General features: G+C 57.9%; 15 protein-coding genes. 7 read left to right on the top strand and 8 right to left on the bottom strand.

Going from position 1 to position 17483, the window contains the following annotated elements:
• Positions 1-84: 84 nt before the first annotated feature.
• From ACAM27_RS06315 to ACAM27_RS06300, 4 genes are all read right to left on the bottom strand, one after another.
• A complete protein-coding gene (locus ACAM27_RS06315; RefSeq protein ID WP_011786534.1) occupies positions 85-447 on the bottom strand; it encodes a DUF488 domain-containing protein in 363 nt (120 codons plus the stop codon).
• 83 nt (positions 448-530) lie between these two features.
• Positions 531-1862 carry a ferric reductase-like transmembrane domain-containing protein gene (locus tag ACAM27_RS06310; RefSeq protein WP_041655604.1) on the bottom strand — a complete coding sequence of 444 codons (1332 nt, stop codon included), beginning with the start codon at positions 1860-1862 and terminating at the stop codon, positions 531-533.
• Between the two features lie 90 nt (positions 1863-1952).
• Entirely contained in the window at positions 1953-2852 is a 900-nt protein-coding gene (locus ACAM27_RS06305) for a U32 family peptidase (RefSeq protein WP_369612710.1), read from the bottom strand.
• Positions 2853-2865: 13 nt separating this feature from the next.
• Entirely contained in the window at positions 2866-3861 is a 996-nt protein-coding gene (locus ACAM27_RS06300) for a peptidase U32 family protein (RefSeq protein WP_222196745.1), read from the bottom strand.
• Between the two features lie 283 nt (positions 3862-4144).
• Between ACAM27_RS06300 and ACAM27_RS06295 the strand changes: the two genes are divergently transcribed.
• Entirely contained in the window at positions 4145-6163 is a 2019-nt protein-coding gene (locus ACAM27_RS06295) for a methyl-accepting chemotaxis protein (protein WP_022990846.1), read from the top strand.
• A gap of 76 nt (positions 6164-6239) precedes the next feature.
• Here ACAM27_RS06295 and hemN read toward each other — a convergent pair whose 3' ends face one another.
• Entirely contained in the window at positions 6240-7649 is a 1410-nt protein-coding gene (gene hemN, locus ACAM27_RS06290) for an oxygen-independent coproporphyrinogen III oxidase (RefSeq protein WP_014422464.1), read from the bottom strand.
• A 177-nt stretch (positions 7650-7826) separates the two neighbouring features.
• On the opposite strand from hemN, the gene ACAM27_RS06285 reads away from it, so the two are divergent.
• Together ACAM27_RS06285 and ACAM27_RS06280 are read left to right on the top strand one after the other, a co-directional pair.
• On the top strand, positions 7827-9359 hold the full coding sequence (locus ACAM27_RS06285) for a cryptochrome/photolyase family protein (protein WP_369612709.1): 1533 nt from the start codon (positions 7827-7829) through the stop codon (positions 9357-9359).
• A gap of 89 nt (positions 9360-9448) precedes the next feature.
• Positions 9449-10705: a hypothetical protein gene (locus tag ACAM27_RS06280; protein ID WP_022990843.1), complete on the top strand. Its 1257-nt coding sequence runs from the start codon at positions 9449-9451 to the stop codon at positions 10703-10705.
• Between the two features lie 16 nt (positions 10706-10721).
• Here the strand turns inward: ACAM27_RS06280 and ACAM27_RS06275 are convergent, their stop codons facing one another.
• Entirely contained in the window at positions 10722-12410 is a 1689-nt protein-coding gene (locus ACAM27_RS06275; protein WP_369612708.1) for an HAD family hydrolase, read from the bottom strand.
• A gap of 68 nt (positions 12411-12478) precedes the next feature.
• Here ACAM27_RS06275 and ACAM27_RS06270 point away from each other — a divergent pair, with 68 nt between their 5' ends.
• Positions 12479-12619 carry a DUF2256 domain-containing protein gene (locus ACAM27_RS06270; protein ID WP_011786546.1) on the top strand — a complete coding sequence of 47 codons (141 nt, stop codon included), beginning with the start codon at positions 12479-12481 and terminating at the stop codon, positions 12617-12619.
• Positions 12619-14136, top strand: a complete 1518-nt coding sequence (locus ACAM27_RS06265) for a deoxyribodipyrimidine photo-lyase (RefSeq protein WP_011786547.1) — start codon at positions 12619-12621, stop codon at positions 14134-14136. The genes ACAM27_RS06270 and ACAM27_RS06265 overlap by 1 nt, the downstream gene beginning before the upstream one ends.
• Before the next feature lie 18 nt (positions 14137-14154).
• On the opposite strand, the gene ACAM27_RS06260 is transcribed toward ACAM27_RS06265, so the two are convergent.
• Both ACAM27_RS06260 and ACAM27_RS06255 read right to left on the bottom strand, forming a co-directional pair.
• Complete coding sequence (locus tag ACAM27_RS06260) at positions 14155-14616, bottom strand: universal stress protein (RefSeq protein ID WP_011786548.1); 462 nt, start codon at positions 14614-14616, stop codon at positions 14155-14157.
• Positions 14588-16207, bottom strand: coding sequence for a BCCT family transporter (locus ACAM27_RS06255; protein ID WP_022990840.1), 1620 nt, complete (start codon positions 16205-16207; stop codon positions 14588-14590). The genes ACAM27_RS06260 and ACAM27_RS06255 overlap by 29 nt, the downstream gene beginning before the upstream one ends.
• Before the next feature lie 104 nt (positions 16208-16311).
• Here ACAM27_RS06255 and cadR point away from each other — a divergent pair, with 104 nt between their 5' ends.
• Complete coding sequence (gene cadR / locus ACAM27_RS06250; RefSeq protein WP_011786550.1) at positions 16312-16776, top strand: Cd(II)/Pb(II)-responsive transcriptional regulator; 465 nt, start codon at positions 16312-16314, stop codon at positions 16774-16776.
• Between the two features lie 64 nt (positions 16777-16840).
• Positions 16841-17482: a cation transporter gene (locus tag ACAM27_RS06245; RefSeq protein ID WP_022990837.1), complete on the top strand. Its 642-nt coding sequence runs from the start codon at positions 16841-16843 to the stop codon at positions 17480-17482.
• Position 17483: the final 1 nt, after the last annotated feature.

The raw sequence follows: 17483 nt of genomic DNA, 5'->3' as shown, positions 1-17483 counted from the left end.
GACTCCCAAAACGGCAACCACCGTCTTGAGCATAGTTCAACTGCCAATAAATGTAGTGGTTTTAAATCAGTGAGCGGGGCTGTCTCAGAGCTGGTCGCTCAACGCAAAATCCCGCAACGCCACCGCATTATTATGGTCGGTATCTTTGGCGGCAAATACCAGCGTGACGCGTTTGTGCTCCTTGAGGATCTGCCGGAACAAATCCAGGTCCTCTGCGGCCCCATCAGACTTGAGCTCTTTGAAGTAGCGGTCTCGAAACCCGGGCCATCTGTCCGGGTCATGGCCGAACCACTTCCGCAATTCTGAAGATGGCGCAAGCCCTTTCAGCCAATGGGCAATGTCTGCGTCTTCTTTGGCAACGCCCCTGGGCCAGATGCGATCCACCAGAATACGCGGGCCATCTGAGCGGGCAGCGTGGTCGTAGGCTCGTTTCAGGCGGATGTCCATAGAAACCTCCCAACCGGCTAATGGTGTCCTTGAGCCTAGCCTTCACCCCTTATGAATTCAAAACCCGCCATGACATAACGCATTTACCGCATCTCAAAAAACTCCCGATGCATCCGCCGGGCAGGCAGGCCCCATCTGCGGAATTCGTTGAACAGGGTCCGGGCCATGCCCACCGGGCCGCAGAACCACAGGCTGGCGCCTTGCCAATCCGGCACCGCATCGCGAATTTCCTCCGGTGTCAGTCGGCCTTCGGTACGACTGCATCGAATAACCAGGTTAACGCCCGCGGCTTCGGCATCCGCCCGCAGCTTTGTCAGAGCCTCCTCGCTGACATCGGCAGTGGGGTGGAACAGGTAGATAGTACGATTATCCGGTTTGCTAGCCAGGCGCCCCATCCGGGCAATAAACGGAGTAATGCCGATGCCCGCGCCTACCCAGATCTGAGTGCGGCAATCATCTTCAAAATCAAAACCGCCATAGGGCCCCTCCAGTGTAACCGGCATGCCCTCGCAGATCCGGTGGCTGGCCCGGCGGGTATGGTCCCCCAGTTCCTTGACCACGAATTTCAGACATCGGGTTTCCGGGTTCCAGTCTGAAGCAATGGTATAAGGGTGAGGGCCCTCCGCAGCATCCGACGTAATAAAGGCGAACTGCCCGGGGTTATGGACGGACCAGCCCTGCTCGACCCTTACCAGAAACTCGAAAACTCTCAGCTCCGGATATCGGGTTACCGAAACCACCTCCCCCGGCACCTTTCGGACCTTGCCCGGCCAGCCAAGCAGCAGTAAAACCGCTGCGATACTGCCGGCGACAACAGCGAACTGGGTCAGCCAGCCAATCGGCGCTGCCCAATAATCAAACTTCATCAGGATAAAGCTGTGCCAGGCCAGGGGCAGAAAGACCACCGCCAGCAGTTTGTGTGTTTTACGAAACAGGTGATAAGGAAAGGCTTTTACCAATGCCAGCACAATCAATACGGCCGCGGCGTAGAAAGCCCATTCTCCCAGGGTTTCTGCCAGCCCCCGCTGCCCCCTGAACCAGGCTTCCAGGCCGGCGAGTTGCTGTCCGGCCCCTTTGCCGGCCGGCTTCTCCAGCCAGCCCCAGCCCACCATCCACTTGGTGCCCTTGGCCCACCACCAATGCAACGTAGCCAGCACCAGTGAACCAATGCCCAGCCATTTGTGCAGCCGGTACACCTTGTCCAGGCCACCAACCCAACGCTCCAGAGACCGGAGACGCAGTGCCAGCACCAACGCAACTGCCATCATCACTACGGCCAGAATGCCGGAAAACTGCACAAACACAGAGCGGAACGGAAAGTAAGCGAAGGGGGAAACCCACAGGCTGTCGGAAACAAACCACAGGACGCTGACCAAAGCAGTCAGGCCCCAGAAAAATAGCGGGACGCGAGCCATAACAATAAACCCCAATGCAGTTTGAGTACCCTAGCAAGCTACTCCTGGTACATCGGCTATCTATTGACCTCAATCAACGCTCAACGGGCTTTACACAGACTTTACGATCAGATCCATTCCCGGCTTGCCATGCCAGTACCCGTTACATGGCGGGGCCTCCACCAGCTTCAGCGGGTCGGCGACCGGCACTTCCCCCCGGCGTACCTGATCAAAGCGTTTGACCACTTGGTCCATACCTTGATGCTCCGGGCTCAGTCTCACGGTACTGACACCCATACGCTCCATCTCCGGTAGTTCCCTCATCAGGTCGTAGCGCGAGCCGGAGAGCGTGGAAATGCCATTAATCCGGAACAGCTCCTGGCTTTCCCGGGAACGTAGCTCCATGCCATCAGGATGCTCCAGACAACGGAAGTCGCAGTTGTCTTTAGGCAGGTTGTAATGACGGGCAGTGAAACAGCGGGACGACCAGGCCAATGGCAGGAAGCCCCAGGAAAATACCTCGGCGGGCAGATCCAGACCTTCGCCCTTCAGCTCACTGATTAGCTGCTCCAGGGTTTCCTTGCCCAGTTCCACTGGCAGGTTCCAGCCCTGCAGACCCTGTCTGGCGAGGATCTTCAGGGTGGCCGTGTTGTAGATGTTCATGGACGGGCCGGTAACAAACGGAATCTTGTTGCGGATCGCCACCTGCAGGGCACTCTGGTCGTTGGCCTCCACCAAAAACTCATCCTGTTCGCAAAACCGACGAAGTCGCCGCAGATCCGCTTCGGATTCGATCAGCGTCAATGTGGAAAGCACCACGTTCTTGCCACAAGCCTTCAGATCCCGGGCCAGGTCGAGCCAGTCATCGGGCTTCAGTTCCCGGCGGCGGGAGCACACCACTTCGCCAAGATAGATGGTATCTACTGGCCACTCCGCAGCGTTAGCGTAGAAATCGAATACGGACTGCTTGGTCCAGAACCACAGAATCGGGCCAAGAGAGAGTTTCATCATAGCGGGCAAAACCTTATTTCCACTTGCGATGGTAGGCCCCGATGGTGGTCAGGCCACCCTCGGAAAGACCGGCGAGAGTGCGGTTCCAGGCACTGTCTACAGCAAAGCTGTCAGGGGTGGCCTGAACCCGGTCCAGGGCCTGGCGCCAGGTTCGGGCAACATCTGCAATGTAGGCCGGGCTGCGCTGGCGGCCCTCGATTTTTACTGCGCTGATACCCAGCCCCTTCAATTCCGGCAGAAGATCCAAGGTATTCAGGCTTACCGGCTCTTCGATGGCATGGTACACGCTGCCCTCCACTTCAAACCGGCCCTTGCACAGGGTTGGGTAACCGGCGGATTCACCGGGGCCATAGCGATCAATGAGCACTTCATTCAGGCGGGATTCCAGCCCCTGAGAGGTTTCCTGCCAACGCACCGCCTTGGCCGGTGAACAGGCACCCCGGGTGTTGGGGGATTCATCCGTGAGGTAAGAAGACAGGTAGCAGCGACCCTCCGCCATAATGCACAGACTGCCGAAGGCAAAAACTTCCAGCTCCACTGGGCTATGCTTGGCCACACCCCGAACCTGATCCAGAGACAGCACGCGCGGCAACACTGCCCGGCGGATATCGAAGTTGTCCTTGTAGAACGACAGGGCCTCATGGCTGGTGGCAGAACCCTGAACCGACAAATGCCGGGGGATATCCGGGTGCCTGTTTGCAGCGTAATCCAGCAGTCCCATATCGGCCAGGATAATGGCATCCACTCCAAGGCCGGCGGCACGATCCACCGCGGCTTTCCAGTGTTCCCAGCCATCCGGTTGCGGATAGGTATTGATGGCACAGAACACACGACTGCCTTTTGAATGAGCGTACTCAATGCCCTCGGCTGCACGTTTGTCGTTAAAATTCAGGCCAGCAAACTGGCGGGCGTTGGTACTGTCCCGGAAGCCGAAATAGACCGCATCGGCTCCATTGTCCACGGCGGTTTTAAGGGCGGGAAGGCTACCAGCCGGGCATACAAGTTCCATGGTTTTCTCCGCTGAGCACGTTGCCGTGCACCTTACCGGTCAGCGACTTAGCCCACCTTGACCTTTGTCAGCGGATTGACAGAAACCTGTCAAATACCCCTTTGGTAATACTCTACGCATTAACCCCTACCTGAACCAAAACTGCATAAAACTCATTGCTTTAACTTTTTATTACAAGCACTTACATGTGGAAATCTACCCCCTCAGGTACCCCAAGGCGTCAATGGTCTGAACTGCTACACTTATCCACAATGGACGCCATTCTCAATGATGAGGCCCTCCCATGACTTTTATCAACAACCTCTCCATGCGAGGCAAGCTGATTACTTTGGTGCTGCCTGCGCTGCTGGTCATTGTATTTTTCGCGGTCCAGAGCATCTCCCGTAATATGGATGACCTGGACAACATGCAACAGCTCAATACCTTGGTTCAGTTGGCTGAGCTTGGGGATCCGCTGGTTGAGGAATTGCAGAAAGAACGGGGCCGTTCGGCCGTGTTTATTTCCAGCGCCCCGGATTCTGACGGCGAGCGCGAGGCAGCCCGCAACCTTCAATCCCAGAGACAAAATACTGACAGGAACCTGAGCGCCTACCAGAACGGAATCAAGGCACTGGCTGAAGAAGCCCGTTTTGACGGCAGCATTCAGGCAAGCGTCGACAAATTCCAGCGGGACATTGGCAATCTAATCAGTCTGCGCAGGGATATTGATAACCGGGTGTTGGCTGGTGCCGAATCCGGCGCCCGCTACACCAGCCTGATCATGGAAATCCTTAACCGTATTCCGTTGCTGGTGCGCCGGGCATCTGAGCCCGAGCTGGCCCGGCAGATCAATGCCTACCTTGCCCTTGCCGAAGCTGCCGAAATGGCAGGCCGTGAACGGGCTGCAGGGGCGTCACTGGTGCGCAGCGGCAACTTCGACCTGCCTGCAGTTGGGCAAATAGCGGCCCTGTCAGGGCGTCAGCAAGCGTATTTCCAGACCGCAATCACCATGCTGAGTGCAAATTCGGATATCCGTGGTCGGATTGAGTCATTTCCCGAAACCGCCGAGCACCGAAAAATGCTGGATCAGCGAGATATGCTTCTGAGCAGCCCTTCCGGTATGTACGGCCTGGAAGCCAGTGACTGGTTTTCAGCCTCTACCAACCGCATACAGGCCATTAACGGCATCCGCACTGATATGCTGTCACAGGTTGAAGCACTGGGCACCGCTGGCGTGAATGCCGCCAGAAGCAATCTGATCTGGGCATCGGCCATTGCCGCGACGTCAATCGTTCTGGTGGTTCTGTTAATGACCGTGATTATTCGCGCCATTCATCAGCAGGTGAATCAGCTGCTGGAAGGTGTTCGAAACGCCATGGACAACAAGGACCTGTCGCAGGCGATTCCGGTCTCCAGCAAGGACGAGACTGGCACCATAGCCGAGGCAATCAATGAACTGTTTGGCCGTTTTAGCGAGGCCTTGCTGCAAATCGACAAGGCAAGCGTACAGCTGGCCACAGCCACCGAGGAAACCAGCTCAACCGCGGGCCAGAATTCCTCACAGATCAAGAACCAGCAACAACAGATTGAGCAGGTGGCCGCTGCCACCGAAGAAATGTCGGCAACCTCAGAGGAGATTTCTCACAACACCCAGCAGGTGGCGGACGCCTCCAGTCGGGCTATGGAGAAAAGCCAGACCGGCGAGAAGGTGCTGCACACCAGTGTCTCCCAGATCCGGGAACTGGCGAAGTCAGTACAGGACGTCAACCAGGTTATCGAAGAACTGGAACAACGCAGCACGACCATCAGCGATGTGGTTGATGTTATCCGGAAAGTTGCCGACCAGACCAATCTGCTGGCGTTGAATGCAGCGATCGAAGCCGCCCGGGCGGGCGAGCACGGACGAGGCTTTGCGGTAGTGGCGGATGAGGTTCGCACACTGGCGCAGCAAACCCATGAATCCACTACCCAGATCGAAGATATCATCAACGGCTTCAAGACCATCACCGACAACGCCAGCCGTTCAATTATCACCAGCCACAAACTGGCCGACCAAACCAGCGCGCAAGCCTCGGAGATGGAACAGACCTTTGCTGACATTCTGATGGACGTGAACAGCATTTCCGATATGGCGACCCAGATTGCCACTGCGTCGGAACAGCAGGTTGCGGTCACGCGCGAACTGGCGGGTAATATGGAATCTGTAAGCGAAGCTGCCCTCCTGACCCTGACCGGCTCCCAGGAAATCACCGAGGTCACCCAGGAACAGGCGCGGCTGGCCCGCCAGTTACAGGATCTGGCCAATGAGTTCAAAGTGGCCTGATCAGAAAACCCTCCACGACAACGCAAGAGGGCTGCCATGTGGCAGCCCTCTTGCGTTTGTGCTCATTGTTCTCCAGTCAGATAATTCTGGAGAACCGCTGGCTCGCCCCTTCCTTGCGGTACAGATCGAAGATCTGGCAAATGGCCCGGATCAGTAGGCGACCGGCTGGCTGAACCTGCAGCAAAGAACCGCAATCCGCAATCAACTCGTCCTGAATCATCGGCTTCAGGCGGTTCATTTCATCCGCGAAATAGCGGTCAAAATCTTCATTCCACTGTTCGGCAAACTGCTTGCGGTCCAGTCGGAACTGGCAGATCAGCTGGCCGATCACCCAGCGTCGGATGCGGTCGTCGCGGGTCAGGCCCACGCCACGAATAATCGCCAATTGGCCAGCATCGATGGACGCCTCCCAGGACGGCAGGTCGTGGTTGTTCTGGAAGTAGGCATCGTCGGTCTGGCCAATGGCTGATACACCCAGGGACACCAGGTCACAATCCGAGTGAGTGGTGTACCCCTGGAAGTTCCGATGCAGGCGGCCTTCGCGCTGGGCTACCGCCAGGCTGTCGTCCGGCTTGGCGAAGTGGTCCATGCCGATGTATTCGTAACCAGCTTCCAGCAAACGGTTGATGGTGTTGTGCAGAATCGTCAGTTTCTGCTGCGGACTGGGCAGTGTATCGGCCTGAATCCGTGTTTGCGGATAGAAACGGTCCGGCAGATGCGCGTAACTGAACACCGAAAGCCGGTCCGGCGACATCTCGATCACCGATTCCAGGGTTTCGGCAAAGCTTTCCGGAGTCTGGTACGGCAGGCCGTAGATCAGATCCAGGTTGATGGAGCGGAAGCCGATGCGGCGCGCTTCGTTCAATACCGACTCAGTCATGTCCCGGGGCTGGATACGGTTCACCGCCTTCTGCACTTCCGGATTCACATCCTGTACACCCAGGCTGATACGGTTGAAACCCAGCTCCCAGAGGGTGGACAGAGTATCTTCGTCCACTTCCCGGGGATCGATTTCGACACTGTAGTCCCGATCGTCGCCGGACTGCAGGTTAAACAACTCACCGTAACCGGCCATCAGGTGTTGCATCACATCTCTGGGCAGGAAGGTAGGTGTACCACCACCCCAGTGCAGTTGCTTGACCGGGCGGTCGGCACCGAACAGTTTCGACTGGATGGCCGCTTCTTTCAGTACCCGCTCCACATAGGGCATGGCCTTGTCGCGCTTCTTGGTGATCACCTTGTTGCAGGCGCAGTAGTAGCAAAGGTGCGCACAGAACGGCAGGTGAGTATACAGCGAGATGGGCCCGCCAGCGGCCTTGCTGCGGCCAGCCGCCTTGACCATGTCTTCAATGGAATAGTTCGGGGTGAACTCCACCGCTGTTGGATAGGATGTGTAGCGAGGTCCGCTCAGATCATAACGGCGGATGAGCGCCTCATCCCAGATGAAAGCGGGCAGATTGTTTGCTGCAGCGGTATCAGAAGCCATAGTAAAACTCTAACGTCGAATAGGATCGGCATGCCGGAAAGCGGGCATTATGCCTGACCGGCGGCCGGCACGATTTGATGCGAATCAGCTGAGTGTACCAGCATACCCAATGAACCACCCTTGCGCCCATGGCGTATTCTGCCTACCTCTAAAGGATAAACTCAGCCGGAGCCCGTCATGGCCAATCTCATCCTGATCCTGGGTGATCAGCTCAGCCACCGTCTCTCTGCCCTTGAGGGCGCAGACAAGGACAACGACCTGGTCGTGATGGCCGAGGTCCACAGTGAAGCCAGCTACACCAACCATCACAAGAAGAAGCTGGTGTTCATTTTCAGTGCCATGCGGCACTTTGCCGATGCACTGGCGGAGGATGGCTGGCGGGTTCACTATCAGCGCTATCACCCGGACAATCCGGCACAGTCTATTGAACAGGTAATAGCGGAGCTGGTGCGGGAATGCCAACCGGAGCGAGTCATTACGACAGAATGTGGTGAGTGGCGTTTACACGAACAGATCAGCCGCTGGCACAAAACACTGGGCATCCCAGTGGAAATCCGGCCAGATACCCGCTTCGTCTGCAATATTGACGAGTTCGCCCGCTGGGCCGAGGGCCGAAAGCAGCTGCGCATGGAATTCTTCTATCGGGAAATGCGCAAAAAAACCGGTTTGCTGATGACCTCCGAAGGCCAGCCCGAAGGTGGCCAGTGGAACTTCGACACCGACAACCGAAAGAAATGGGCCGGCAAGCCTCCCGCCCCGGCCCCGTTCCGTGAGGAACCGGATGCCATCACCACCGAAGTGATCGAGCTGGTAAACGAATACTTTTCAGAGCATTTCGGCACCACGGAAAATTTCCACTACGCCGTTACCGCCGAACAGGCGCAGGAAGCGCTTGCCCACTTTGTCGACTTCGCCCTGCCCTGCTTCGGCGACTACCAGGATGCCATATCAGACAATGAAGACTGGCTGTTCCATTCCATCCTGTCCCCCTATCTCAACACCGGCCTGCTGGATCCCATGGAGGTGTGTGAAGAAGCGGTACGGGCCTGGCACGCCGGCCGGGCGCCGCTGAATGCCGTGGAAGGCTTTGTCCGCCAGATCATCGGCTGGCGGGAATTCGTGCGCGGCATCTACTGGCTGCTGATGCCCGGTTACGCCCGGGAAAACCGTTTGGGCAACAGCCGTGAGCTGCCCTGGTTCTACTGGACCGGCGATACAAAGATGCGCTGCATGCACAAGGCCATCAACGCCACGGCCCGCAACGCCTATGCCCACCACATCCAGCGACTGATGATCACCGGTAACTTTGCCCTCCTGGCCGGGGTGAAACCGGAAGCCATCTGTGACTGGTACCTGGCGGTGTATATCGACGCCTTCGACTGGGTGGAGCTGCCCAACACCCTGGGCATGGTAATGCACGCCGATGGTGGCTACCTGGGCTCCAAGCCTTACGCCGCCAGCGGCAAATACATCCAGCGCATGTCTGACCACTGCCAGAACTGCCACTACCGGGTGCAGGACGCTACCGGAGACCGCGCCTGCCCGTTCAACAGCCTGTACTGGCACTTCATTGACCGGCACCGCGAGGATTTTGCCAACAATCCACGAATGACCATGATGTACCGGAACTGGGACAAGCAGAAGCCAGAGCGGCGGGAAGCCTTGCGGGCAAGGGCAGACTGGGTTCTGGCCAATATCGAAACACTGTGATCCGACTACGCCAAATGAGGTACGGAAAAGCGGGATTATGACTGCTATGCTCATACCATTGTCAGCAATCTGGACGCTTGAGTGCGCACATGGATGCCCGCAGCCTGATTATCGGATTGAGCCTTGTTATGGCCTCATTGAGCGTGAGGGCAGACCACCATGGCTTCAGCCTGTATACCTTTCTGGCACCGCCTTACCAGTATGCGGAACCCCAGATTCCGGTGGTTACCGGTGAAACCACGGAAACCATCCGCTGCGCCCTGAACAAGTCCGGATTTCAGGCCAGGATCAGTCTGATGCCGCAAAGCCGGGCCCGTTACTCGCTGGAACGCAACCTGGTGGACGGCTACTATGCCGTCGGGTCATCCGAGGAACTGGACCAATCCGCCGTTCGCTCGCACCCGGTCGCCCTGGAAAAATGGCACTGGTTCTTTACCGCCGAAGCCAAACCGGACCCCGGCACTGCAAGAATTGGCGTGGTCGGTGGCAGCAATGAAGCCATCTGGCTGGAAGACAATGATCTGAAACCGTTTATCACGGTTACAGGGGCTGAGCAGCTTCCAGCGCTTCTGGTACGAAAGCGGATTGATCTCGCTCTGATGGATCAGCGTGCCATGAACTACCTGCAAGACCAGAAATCCGGGGTAGATTGGTCACTGAATTCTGATTTTGTTCGGTATGCGCCTTTGCACCTGTATGTGAGCTCTCGCTTTTCTGCGAACCACCCTCGCTTCCTGTCCGGATTTAACGCACACCTTGCCGGCTGTGCAATGCCCAGTATGCAATTGTCCGAACAGGAAGCGTCCGAGGTTCAGAGGCTGGCGCAAGCACTGATGGCTGATCTCTCTGGCAACATCAATCTGACCAATGCCATCTACCAGGGGCCGACCTATGACAACCTGACCGATATCCTGACCAAGGACACGCTCTGGCAAGCGCTGGCACCCCACCATCCGACACCGCTGGCTGGCGAAATACTTGAGCTGCCGGCTTCCCGGGCAATGACAGCCTGGCAGGCCAGCCACTCGCCACTCGTTACCGAGGTACTGCTGACTGACAAAGCCGGGGCGCTGGTCGCCATGAGCCGCCTGTCCTCAGACTACTGGCAGGGCGACGAGCCCAAGGTTCAGGAAATCGCCCTTGAAACCGACCGAGGCGTTGAGAGAAAGCGCGACATGTGGATTTCGCCGATTCGCTACGATGCCTCCACCGCCCGTTTCCAGGTGATGGTCAGCTTTCCGGTGCCGCTGAATAAACTCAACAACGGACTCGAAGGCGTGCTGGTACTCGGGCTCGACATCGAACACGCTCTTCACAATCCCCCCGCCCCCGGCTCGGTAGAATAACCAACATCTTCCAGAGTCAGGGAGGCCCGACTTCGCAGGCCAGCACCAGAGCCCAGAACTCGGAGAAATCGTTAACCACTACATCCGGTTTGTCCGGGTGTTTGTGAGTACCGGGAAAAATCCGGTTCAGCCACGGCAAATCCCACTGGGCGCCGTTGAAGAACACCGCGGTCATACCGGCCCGTTTGGCCGCAATGATGTCAGTGGTAGAGTCGCCCACGTACCACACACTGGGGTCCGGTGGGTAATCCAGCTTCTGCACTGCCAGCAGCAATTGATCCGGGTGGGGTTTGCGCAGCGGGGTATCATCACCACACACGTTAACGTCAAACAGGTGTGTCCAGCCGGTATCTTCCACCGCCGCCAGTTCGTGCTCGAAAAACTCCCGGTCGCGGTTGGTGATCACGCCCACCAGGATACCCAGCTTGCGCAGCCCTTCCAGCATTTCCCGCACCCTGGGCTCGAAGGCTTTCACGGTGCCGTAGTGATTCCGGTAGTGATGATTAAAGGCTTTGTGGGCAATCTGCTTGGCGTCCTGATCCTCACCGAACAGCACTTCAAAAATATCGGTGCGGGAGATTTTACGGTCTGCCTTCACCTTCGGGTGCAGTTTGGCAAACTCCCGGACATAGGCCACCAGTCGGGCGTCTTCCGGCGTTTTGCTGTCTTCCGGCGCCACCATCCGGTCCATCAATCCCAGCTTGTGGAAATCCGGCAGCATGTCATCCACCGCGTGGTACATGGCATCGAGGGTGTCCACCAGGGTGGCGTGCCAGTCGAACAGGATCACCGCCGGGCGAATCAGCTTGACCACGGCCGGGTGCCAGTCCGGCTCGATGCGGGGTTCCGGCCGCTCCGGAGCCGGGAAAGCTTTCGGGCGCACCTCCGCAGGGCTAGCGGCAAACGCTTCCGGATGCTCACGCTCCAGCAGGGCGAGCAGATCCATCAGGTCTTCAAAGTGGTCCAGAACGGCCGTCGGGGCATCCCGTTTGGTGAACCAGGTGCTGATCCGGTCCTGCTCCCAGCAGGCACCGTTGTAGAACACTCCAGCCACACCGGCATGGTGGGCGGTAAGCATGTCCACATAACTGTCCCCGATATACCAGGCGTGTTCATCCGTTTGGATCGACAGCTTTTCAAGCGCTTTGAGGATAACCTCCGGATCCGGCTTGTATTCAGTGACGTCATCAGCACACACGGTGGCATCGAACAAATGCAGCCAGCGGCCTTCGTCGACAATCTGCAACTCCCTGTCCAGGAACTCCCGGTTGCGGTTGGTGCACACCGCCAGCTTGATGCCCAGGGCTTTCAGGGCCGACAGATACTCATAAGCGCCCGGCTGAAACGGTTTCACCTGGCCGAAGTACTTCCGGTAGGCCTGGTTGTAGGCTTTATGGGCGATCAGCTTGGCAGCCTTGTTCTCACCAAAGATGGCGTTGAAAATATCCGTTCGGGAGACCCGGCGCTCAGCCAGAATCCGCGGGTGCAATCGGCGATAGATGCGAATGTAACGCACCAACCGGGCATCGTCTTCGGTGCGGCACTGGTCTTCAGGCAGCAACTGCTCCACGAGGCCCAGCTCTTCCAGTTGCGGTAACATCTCCTCCATGGCGCTGAACATGGCATCATGGGTGTCCACCAGGGTACCGTGCCAGTCGAAGATCAGGACCGAGGGTGGCAGGATGTTGTCGTCGAATCGGGACATGGCAAAACCTCTGGAAGCTCAGTCACGTATATCCACACACCTCTTTCAGTTAAACCCATAAACCGCCCATGCACAAAAAACCGCACTTACCTGAGAAAATCTGCCCGGCCTGCCACCGCCCTTTCACCTGGCGCAAGAAGTGGGCAAAGGACTGGGACCAGGTGAAATACTGCAGTGAGCGTTGCCGGCGCAATCGGGGGCCGCACTGATGGCAGTCGTGGTCTGGTTCAAACGGGATTTACGGGTGGAGGATCACGGCCCACTTTACGCCGCTGTGCAATCGGGGCAGCCGGTGGTGCCCTTGTACGTGGTGGAGCCGGAATACTGGCAGCAACCGGACACCTCCCGCCGGCAGTGGCAGTTCGTTGCGGAGTCTCTCGAATCCTTGCGCAAGCAGTTAAAACGCCTGGGCAGTGATCTGCTGATTGCTCACGGGGAGGTCATCAGAACCCTGGATGACCTGAAACAGCAGTACGGCATCACACAGGTGTTCTGCCATCAGGAAACCGGCGGGGACTGGACCTTTCAACGGGATAAAGCGGTGATTGCCTGGTGCCAGAGCCAGCAGATTGAGTTCCGCGAATGGCAGGGCTTTGGTGTCGTTCGGCGACTGGTCAACCGAGACGACTGGGACCAGCACTGGAACCGGATCATCAAAAGCACACGCCTGCCTGCACCCGAAGGGATTCGTTCGCCGGATACCTCCGGCTGGCCGCAGAGCTTACCCGCACCCGCCCAGCTTAACGGTGGCCCGTGCCCGGATCGTCAGGCCGGCGGCAGCGAACGGGCCATTGCCCTGCTGGATTCGTTTCTGGAACGGCGGTGCGTGGGTTATCAGTACAACATGTCCTCACCGCTTACCGCACCTCGCGCCTGCTCACGGCTCAGCCCTCACCTGGCCTGGGGCACCATCAGCCTGCGCGATGTCTATCAGCAGTCAAAAGAGACCGGAGACCACCGCAACACGCTGCCCCGCAAGAAGAAAAGCCTCACCAGCTTTCGCTCAAGGCTGCACTGGCATTGCCACTTTATCCAGAAGCTGGAGGATGAACCGGAACTGGAATTCCGTGCCATGCATCGGGAACTGGAGCACCTGAAAACCGGACCAAACAACAGCGAGCGACTGCATCGCTGGCAGGAGGGCCAGACCGGCTGGCCGCTGGTGGATGCCTGCATGCGCAGCCTGGAGCACACCGGTTGGATCAACTTCCGCATGCGGGCCATGCTGATGGCGGTGGCCAGTTATCAGCTATGGCTTCACTGGCGGGACCCGGCACTGCACCTGGCTCGACTGTTTACCGATTTCGAGCCCGGCATTCACTATCCCCAGGCCCAGATGCAATCAGGGCTCACCGGCATCAACGCCCTGCGCATATACAACCCGGTGTTGCAAAGCCAGAAACTGGATCCGGAAGGTGAGTTCATCCGCCGCTGGATACCGGAGCTGGCCGGCGTCCCGGCGGAGATGATCCACACCCCATGGCTGATGACGCCGGCCCAGAAGCAGCGCTTTGGCGGCAATACCTATATTTCACCAGTCTGTGATCATGAGCAGGCAGCACGGGTGGCTCGCAAGGCGGTCGGGGAGTTCAGGAAGCGGCAAGTGAGCCAGACAGAGACGGACCGGGTTCTTAACCGTCATGGCAGTCGGAAGGGGCCGACACAGAACCGGCCCAGGACTGGCAGCCATGACTCTGAACCGGCATCACAGCTCCCTCTTTTTTGATCCCAATGGACAAGGACCTTACTCGCTCTCTACAGGTCCGTCGCTCTCGTTTTTCTCCATACTGGGAAGCACCAGCACCGAACAAGGGGCATTGACCGACACATACTCCACCGTTGCCTTGCGTAACGGCCAGTGGCTGCCGCCGCCACGGGAGACCAGAATCATCAGGTCTGCACACAGCTGGCCGGCCAGTGCCACCAGTTTCTCACCGGCCGAACCGGCCACCACGTGCAGGATCGCCTCCCGGTTCAGGGGCAGGTATTTCCGGGCCAGCAGATCCAGGTGGTGCCGCACCTGTTCTTCTTTGTCTTCCGGTGCTTCTTCGGTGACGTGAGGAAAGAAACCGCTGCCACCCGGGTTGAAGACACTGGCCAGGTGCAACTCGCCACCCTCCTCCAGAAGCTTCAGGGCCGCTTCCAGTGCACGCTTGCCCTCCCCGTCGTCTTTCGGATCAATCGCGATCAGCAGCTTCCGGTACATAACCTTTCTCCTGTTTGGGTTCAGAATCGGCTTCCACTTCCGGGAAGGCGCGGCCTCGCACCAGCTCATCCACACTGTAGCCGCGATAATCGGCGTGCAGGGCGCGATAGAGGGACACCGCCATAAAAACCAGCAGAATACAGAACGGTAAACCAAGTGAAGTGATCACGTTCTGCAGAGCATCCAGCCCGCCGGCAAGCAACAGAGTGGCCGCAATTACCCCTTGGGCCGCCGCCCAGAAAATCCGTTGGCGAATCAGCGAAGGCTGGTCGTCCCTGCGTGTCAGCATATCAATCACCAGGGAGGCGGAGTCCGATGACGTGGTAAAGAAAATGACAATAATGACCACACTCAGAGCAGAAGCCGCCTCCGCCAGCGGAAAAACATCAAGAAATGCAAAGATGGCCACCGACGGATCCCTCTGCACCTGATCCGCCAGTGCCACCAGGCCATTCATCTCAACGTTGATGGCAGAGAGACCAAAGATGCCGAACCACACCAGCGTAAACGCGGTTGGCGCAAACAGTACGCCGGCTACGAACTCCCGAATGGTTCGCCCTCGGGAAATCCGGGCAATGAAAATACCCACATAGGGCGCCCAGGAAATCGTCCAGGCCCAGTAGAACAACGTCCAGTTGCGTTGCCAGTCCGACTCGCGAAAGGTTTCTGTCCAGAACGCCAGCCAGGGCAAGGCATCAAAATAATCACCCACGCTCTGAACCATACCTTCGGCAATAAACACGGTAGGGCCCAGAGCAAATACAAACAGCAGCAACACAATCGCCAGCAGAATATTCACCTGGGACAGCCGCCGCACCCCTTTGTCCAGACCTAGCGCTACCGAGGTCGCTGCAATGCTGGCAATAACCGTAATCAGCAGAACCTGAACCCAGCCCGCGGAAGGAACACCGAACAGGTAATTCAGTCCACTGTTCAGCTGCAACGTGCCCAGCCCGAGCGACGTCGCCACCCCGAACAGCGTGCCCAACACCGCGATAACGTCCACCGCCCAGCCCCATGGACCAAAGGTGCGCTCACCAAGAATCGGGTAGAACAGGCTGCTGATACGCATGGGAAGGCTGTGGCGATAGGAGAAATAGCCAATGGCCAGGCCCGGCATGGCAAAGATGGTCCAGGTGTGAAGGCCGAAATGATAGAGGGCAATGGTCATGGCGTCGGTAGCGGCCTGCTCGGTGCCGCCCTGCACACCATCGAATGGCGGATTGGCAAAGTGGGACACCGGCTCAGCCACCCCCCAGAACATGAGGATAGTGCCAATGCCAGCAGCAAACAGCATGGTGAACCAGGTGAGATTCGAGTAGTCCGGCCGACTGTCATCCGCCCCAAGGCGAATGCTGCCGTAGCGACTGAGCGCCAGACCAAGAAGAAAAATCAGAAGCGAAGACACCGCCAGGATATAGAACCAGCCCAGGTTACGGGCCACCCATCCGGTCAACTGCCCGAAACTGCTGGCCACAGCCTGGTCAAAAGGAATCGCCAAAGCCACAAACAGCGCGGCAATAGCAGCTGAGCTAAAGAACACTCCGGGTATTGTCTGCAAGCCCAGTCGGTGTTGCAGGCGCTCCAGCACAGTCGCCTCCTCATTCCATGAAACCACCGCGCCACTGTACCATAGTGACAGTATCGTCTTCGGGCTGAGACTTGACCGATGTCAGGCATTCAAGGGAATACATCATGAAAATTGGAGAGTTGTCCCGGCAGGCCGGTGTTCCGGTAGAAACTATCCGTTATTTTGAAAAAATCGGGCTGATGGCCAAGCCAGAGCGCGGCGAAAACGGATATCGCTATTATCGTCAGGAACACCTCGACCGCCTCCTGTTTATCCGGCGCTGCCGCAATCTGGACATGGCTCAGGACGAGATTCGTGAACTCATCCGGCTGGCTGAAAAACCCACTGCCGATTGCTCAGACGTCAATGCTCTGCTGGCTCGACACCTGTCACATGTGCGGGCCAGGCTCAACGAACTGAAAAGCCTGGAACAGATGCTGGTCAACCTACAGAACGCCTGTTCAGACCCGCGGACCATCCGGGAATGTGGGATTCTGGGCGGGCTCAGCGACGAATTAGCCACCATCCCGGAACCCACCGCATCGGATAACCATGTACCAGGCACTCATGGATCAGGCCATCACGATTAGCAGGTGTTGACCCTGTAGCAACTACAGGGTTTTTAATGGAGACACTTAAACATTGGAGGTCTCTATGGCGTGTTCCTGTTCTGCACCTGAACCCAAAACTCCCGCCCCGGGGTTCCGAAAAGCGCTTTGGCTGGCGCTGTGGGTGAATCTGGTGATGTTTCTGGTGGAAGGCTTCGCCAGCCTGCAATCCGGGTCCGTTTCCCTGATGGCCGATGCCATCGATTTCTTTGGCGACAGCGCCAACTATCTGCTTTCTCTGAGCGTTCTGGGAATGGGGATGCTCTGGCGCGGGCGGGCGGCGATGGTAAAAGGTCTGACCATGGCCGTGTTCGGACTGGTGGTCTGGGGCCGGGCCGTCTGGGTACTGCAAAGCGGCATCACGCCCGAGCCACTGACCATGGGCATGGTGGGGCTGCTGGCGCTTGCCGCCAATGTCTTTGTTGCCGTGATGCTGTTCCGGTTCCGGGACGGTGACTCAGACATGCGCTCGGTCTGGCTTTGCAGCCGCAACGACGCTATCGGCAATATGGCCGTTATGGCCGCCGCACTTGGCGTGTTCGGCACCGGCAGTGCCTGGCCAGATCTGATCGTCGCAGCCATCATGGGTACGCTGGCCGTCACCGCCGGAGTTAGCGTGGTTCGCCATGCCCGCGCCGATATCAACGACGCGAAGCGTGACGCACAATTGCAGGCGAGCGAGACCTGAG

Origin of the sequence: Marinobacter sp. RI1 (genome assembly GCF_041155085.1) — a bacterium.
GTDB classification, from domain to species: domain Bacteria; phylum Pseudomonadota; class Gammaproteobacteria; order Pseudomonadales; family Oleiphilaceae; genus Marinobacter; species Marinobacter nauticus.
Note: the sequence above shows the minus strand (reverse complement) of the source record. Positions and strands in the feature narration are given on the sequence as shown.

Coding starts and splice junctions, on each gene's coding strand:
- ACAM27_RS06280 (WP_022990843.1), top strand. CDS start 9,449: ATGGATGCCCGCAGCCTGATTATCGGATTGAGCCTTGTTATGGCCTCA.
- ACAM27_RS06295 (WP_022990846.1), top strand. CDS start 4,145: ATGACTTTTATCAACAACCTCTCCATGCGAGGCAAGCTGATTACTTTG.
- ACAM27_RS06245 (WP_022990837.1), top strand. CDS start 16,841: ATGGCGTGTTCCTGTTCTGCACCTGAACCCAAAACTCCCGCCCCGGGG.
- ACAM27_RS06270 (WP_011786546.1), top strand. CDS start 12,479: ATGCACAAAAAACCGCACTTACCTGAGAAAATCTGCCCGGCCTGCCAC.
- ACAM27_RS06310 (WP_041655604.1), bottom strand. CDS start 1,862: ATGGCTCGCGTCCCGCTATTTTTCTGGGGCCTGACTGCTTTGGTCAGC.
- ACAM27_RS06265 (WP_011786547.1), top strand. CDS start 12,619: ATGGCAGTCGTGGTCTGGTTCAAACGGGATTTACGGGTGGAGGATCAC.
- ACAM27_RS06300 (WP_222196745.1), bottom strand. CDS start 3,861: ATGGAACTTGTATGCCCGGCTGGTAGCCTTCCCGCCCTTAAAACCGCC.
- ACAM27_RS06305 (WP_369612710.1), bottom strand. CDS start 2,852: ATGATGAAACTCTCTCTTGGCCCGATTCTGTGGTTCTGGACCAAGCAG.
- ACAM27_RS06260 (WP_011786548.1), bottom strand. CDS start 14,616: ATGTACCGGAAGCTGCTGATCGCGATTGATCCGAAAGACGACGGGGAG.
- ACAM27_RS06275 (WP_369612708.1), bottom strand. CDS start 12,410: ATGTCCCGATTCGACGACAACATCCTGCCACCCTCGGTCCTGATCTTC.
- cadR (WP_011786550.1), top strand. CDS start 16,312: ATGAAAATTGGAGAGTTGTCCCGGCAGGCCGGTGTTCCGGTAGAAACT.
- ACAM27_RS06285 (WP_369612709.1), top strand. CDS start 7,827: ATGGCCAATCTCATCCTGATCCTGGGTGATCAGCTCAGCCACCGTCTC.
- hemN (WP_014422464.1), bottom strand. CDS start 7,649: ATGGCTTCTGATACCGCTGCAGCAAACAATCTGCCCGCTTTCATCTGG.
- ACAM27_RS06315 (WP_011786534.1), bottom strand. CDS start 447: ATGGACATCCGCCTGAAACGAGCCTACGACCACGCTGCCCGCTCAGAT.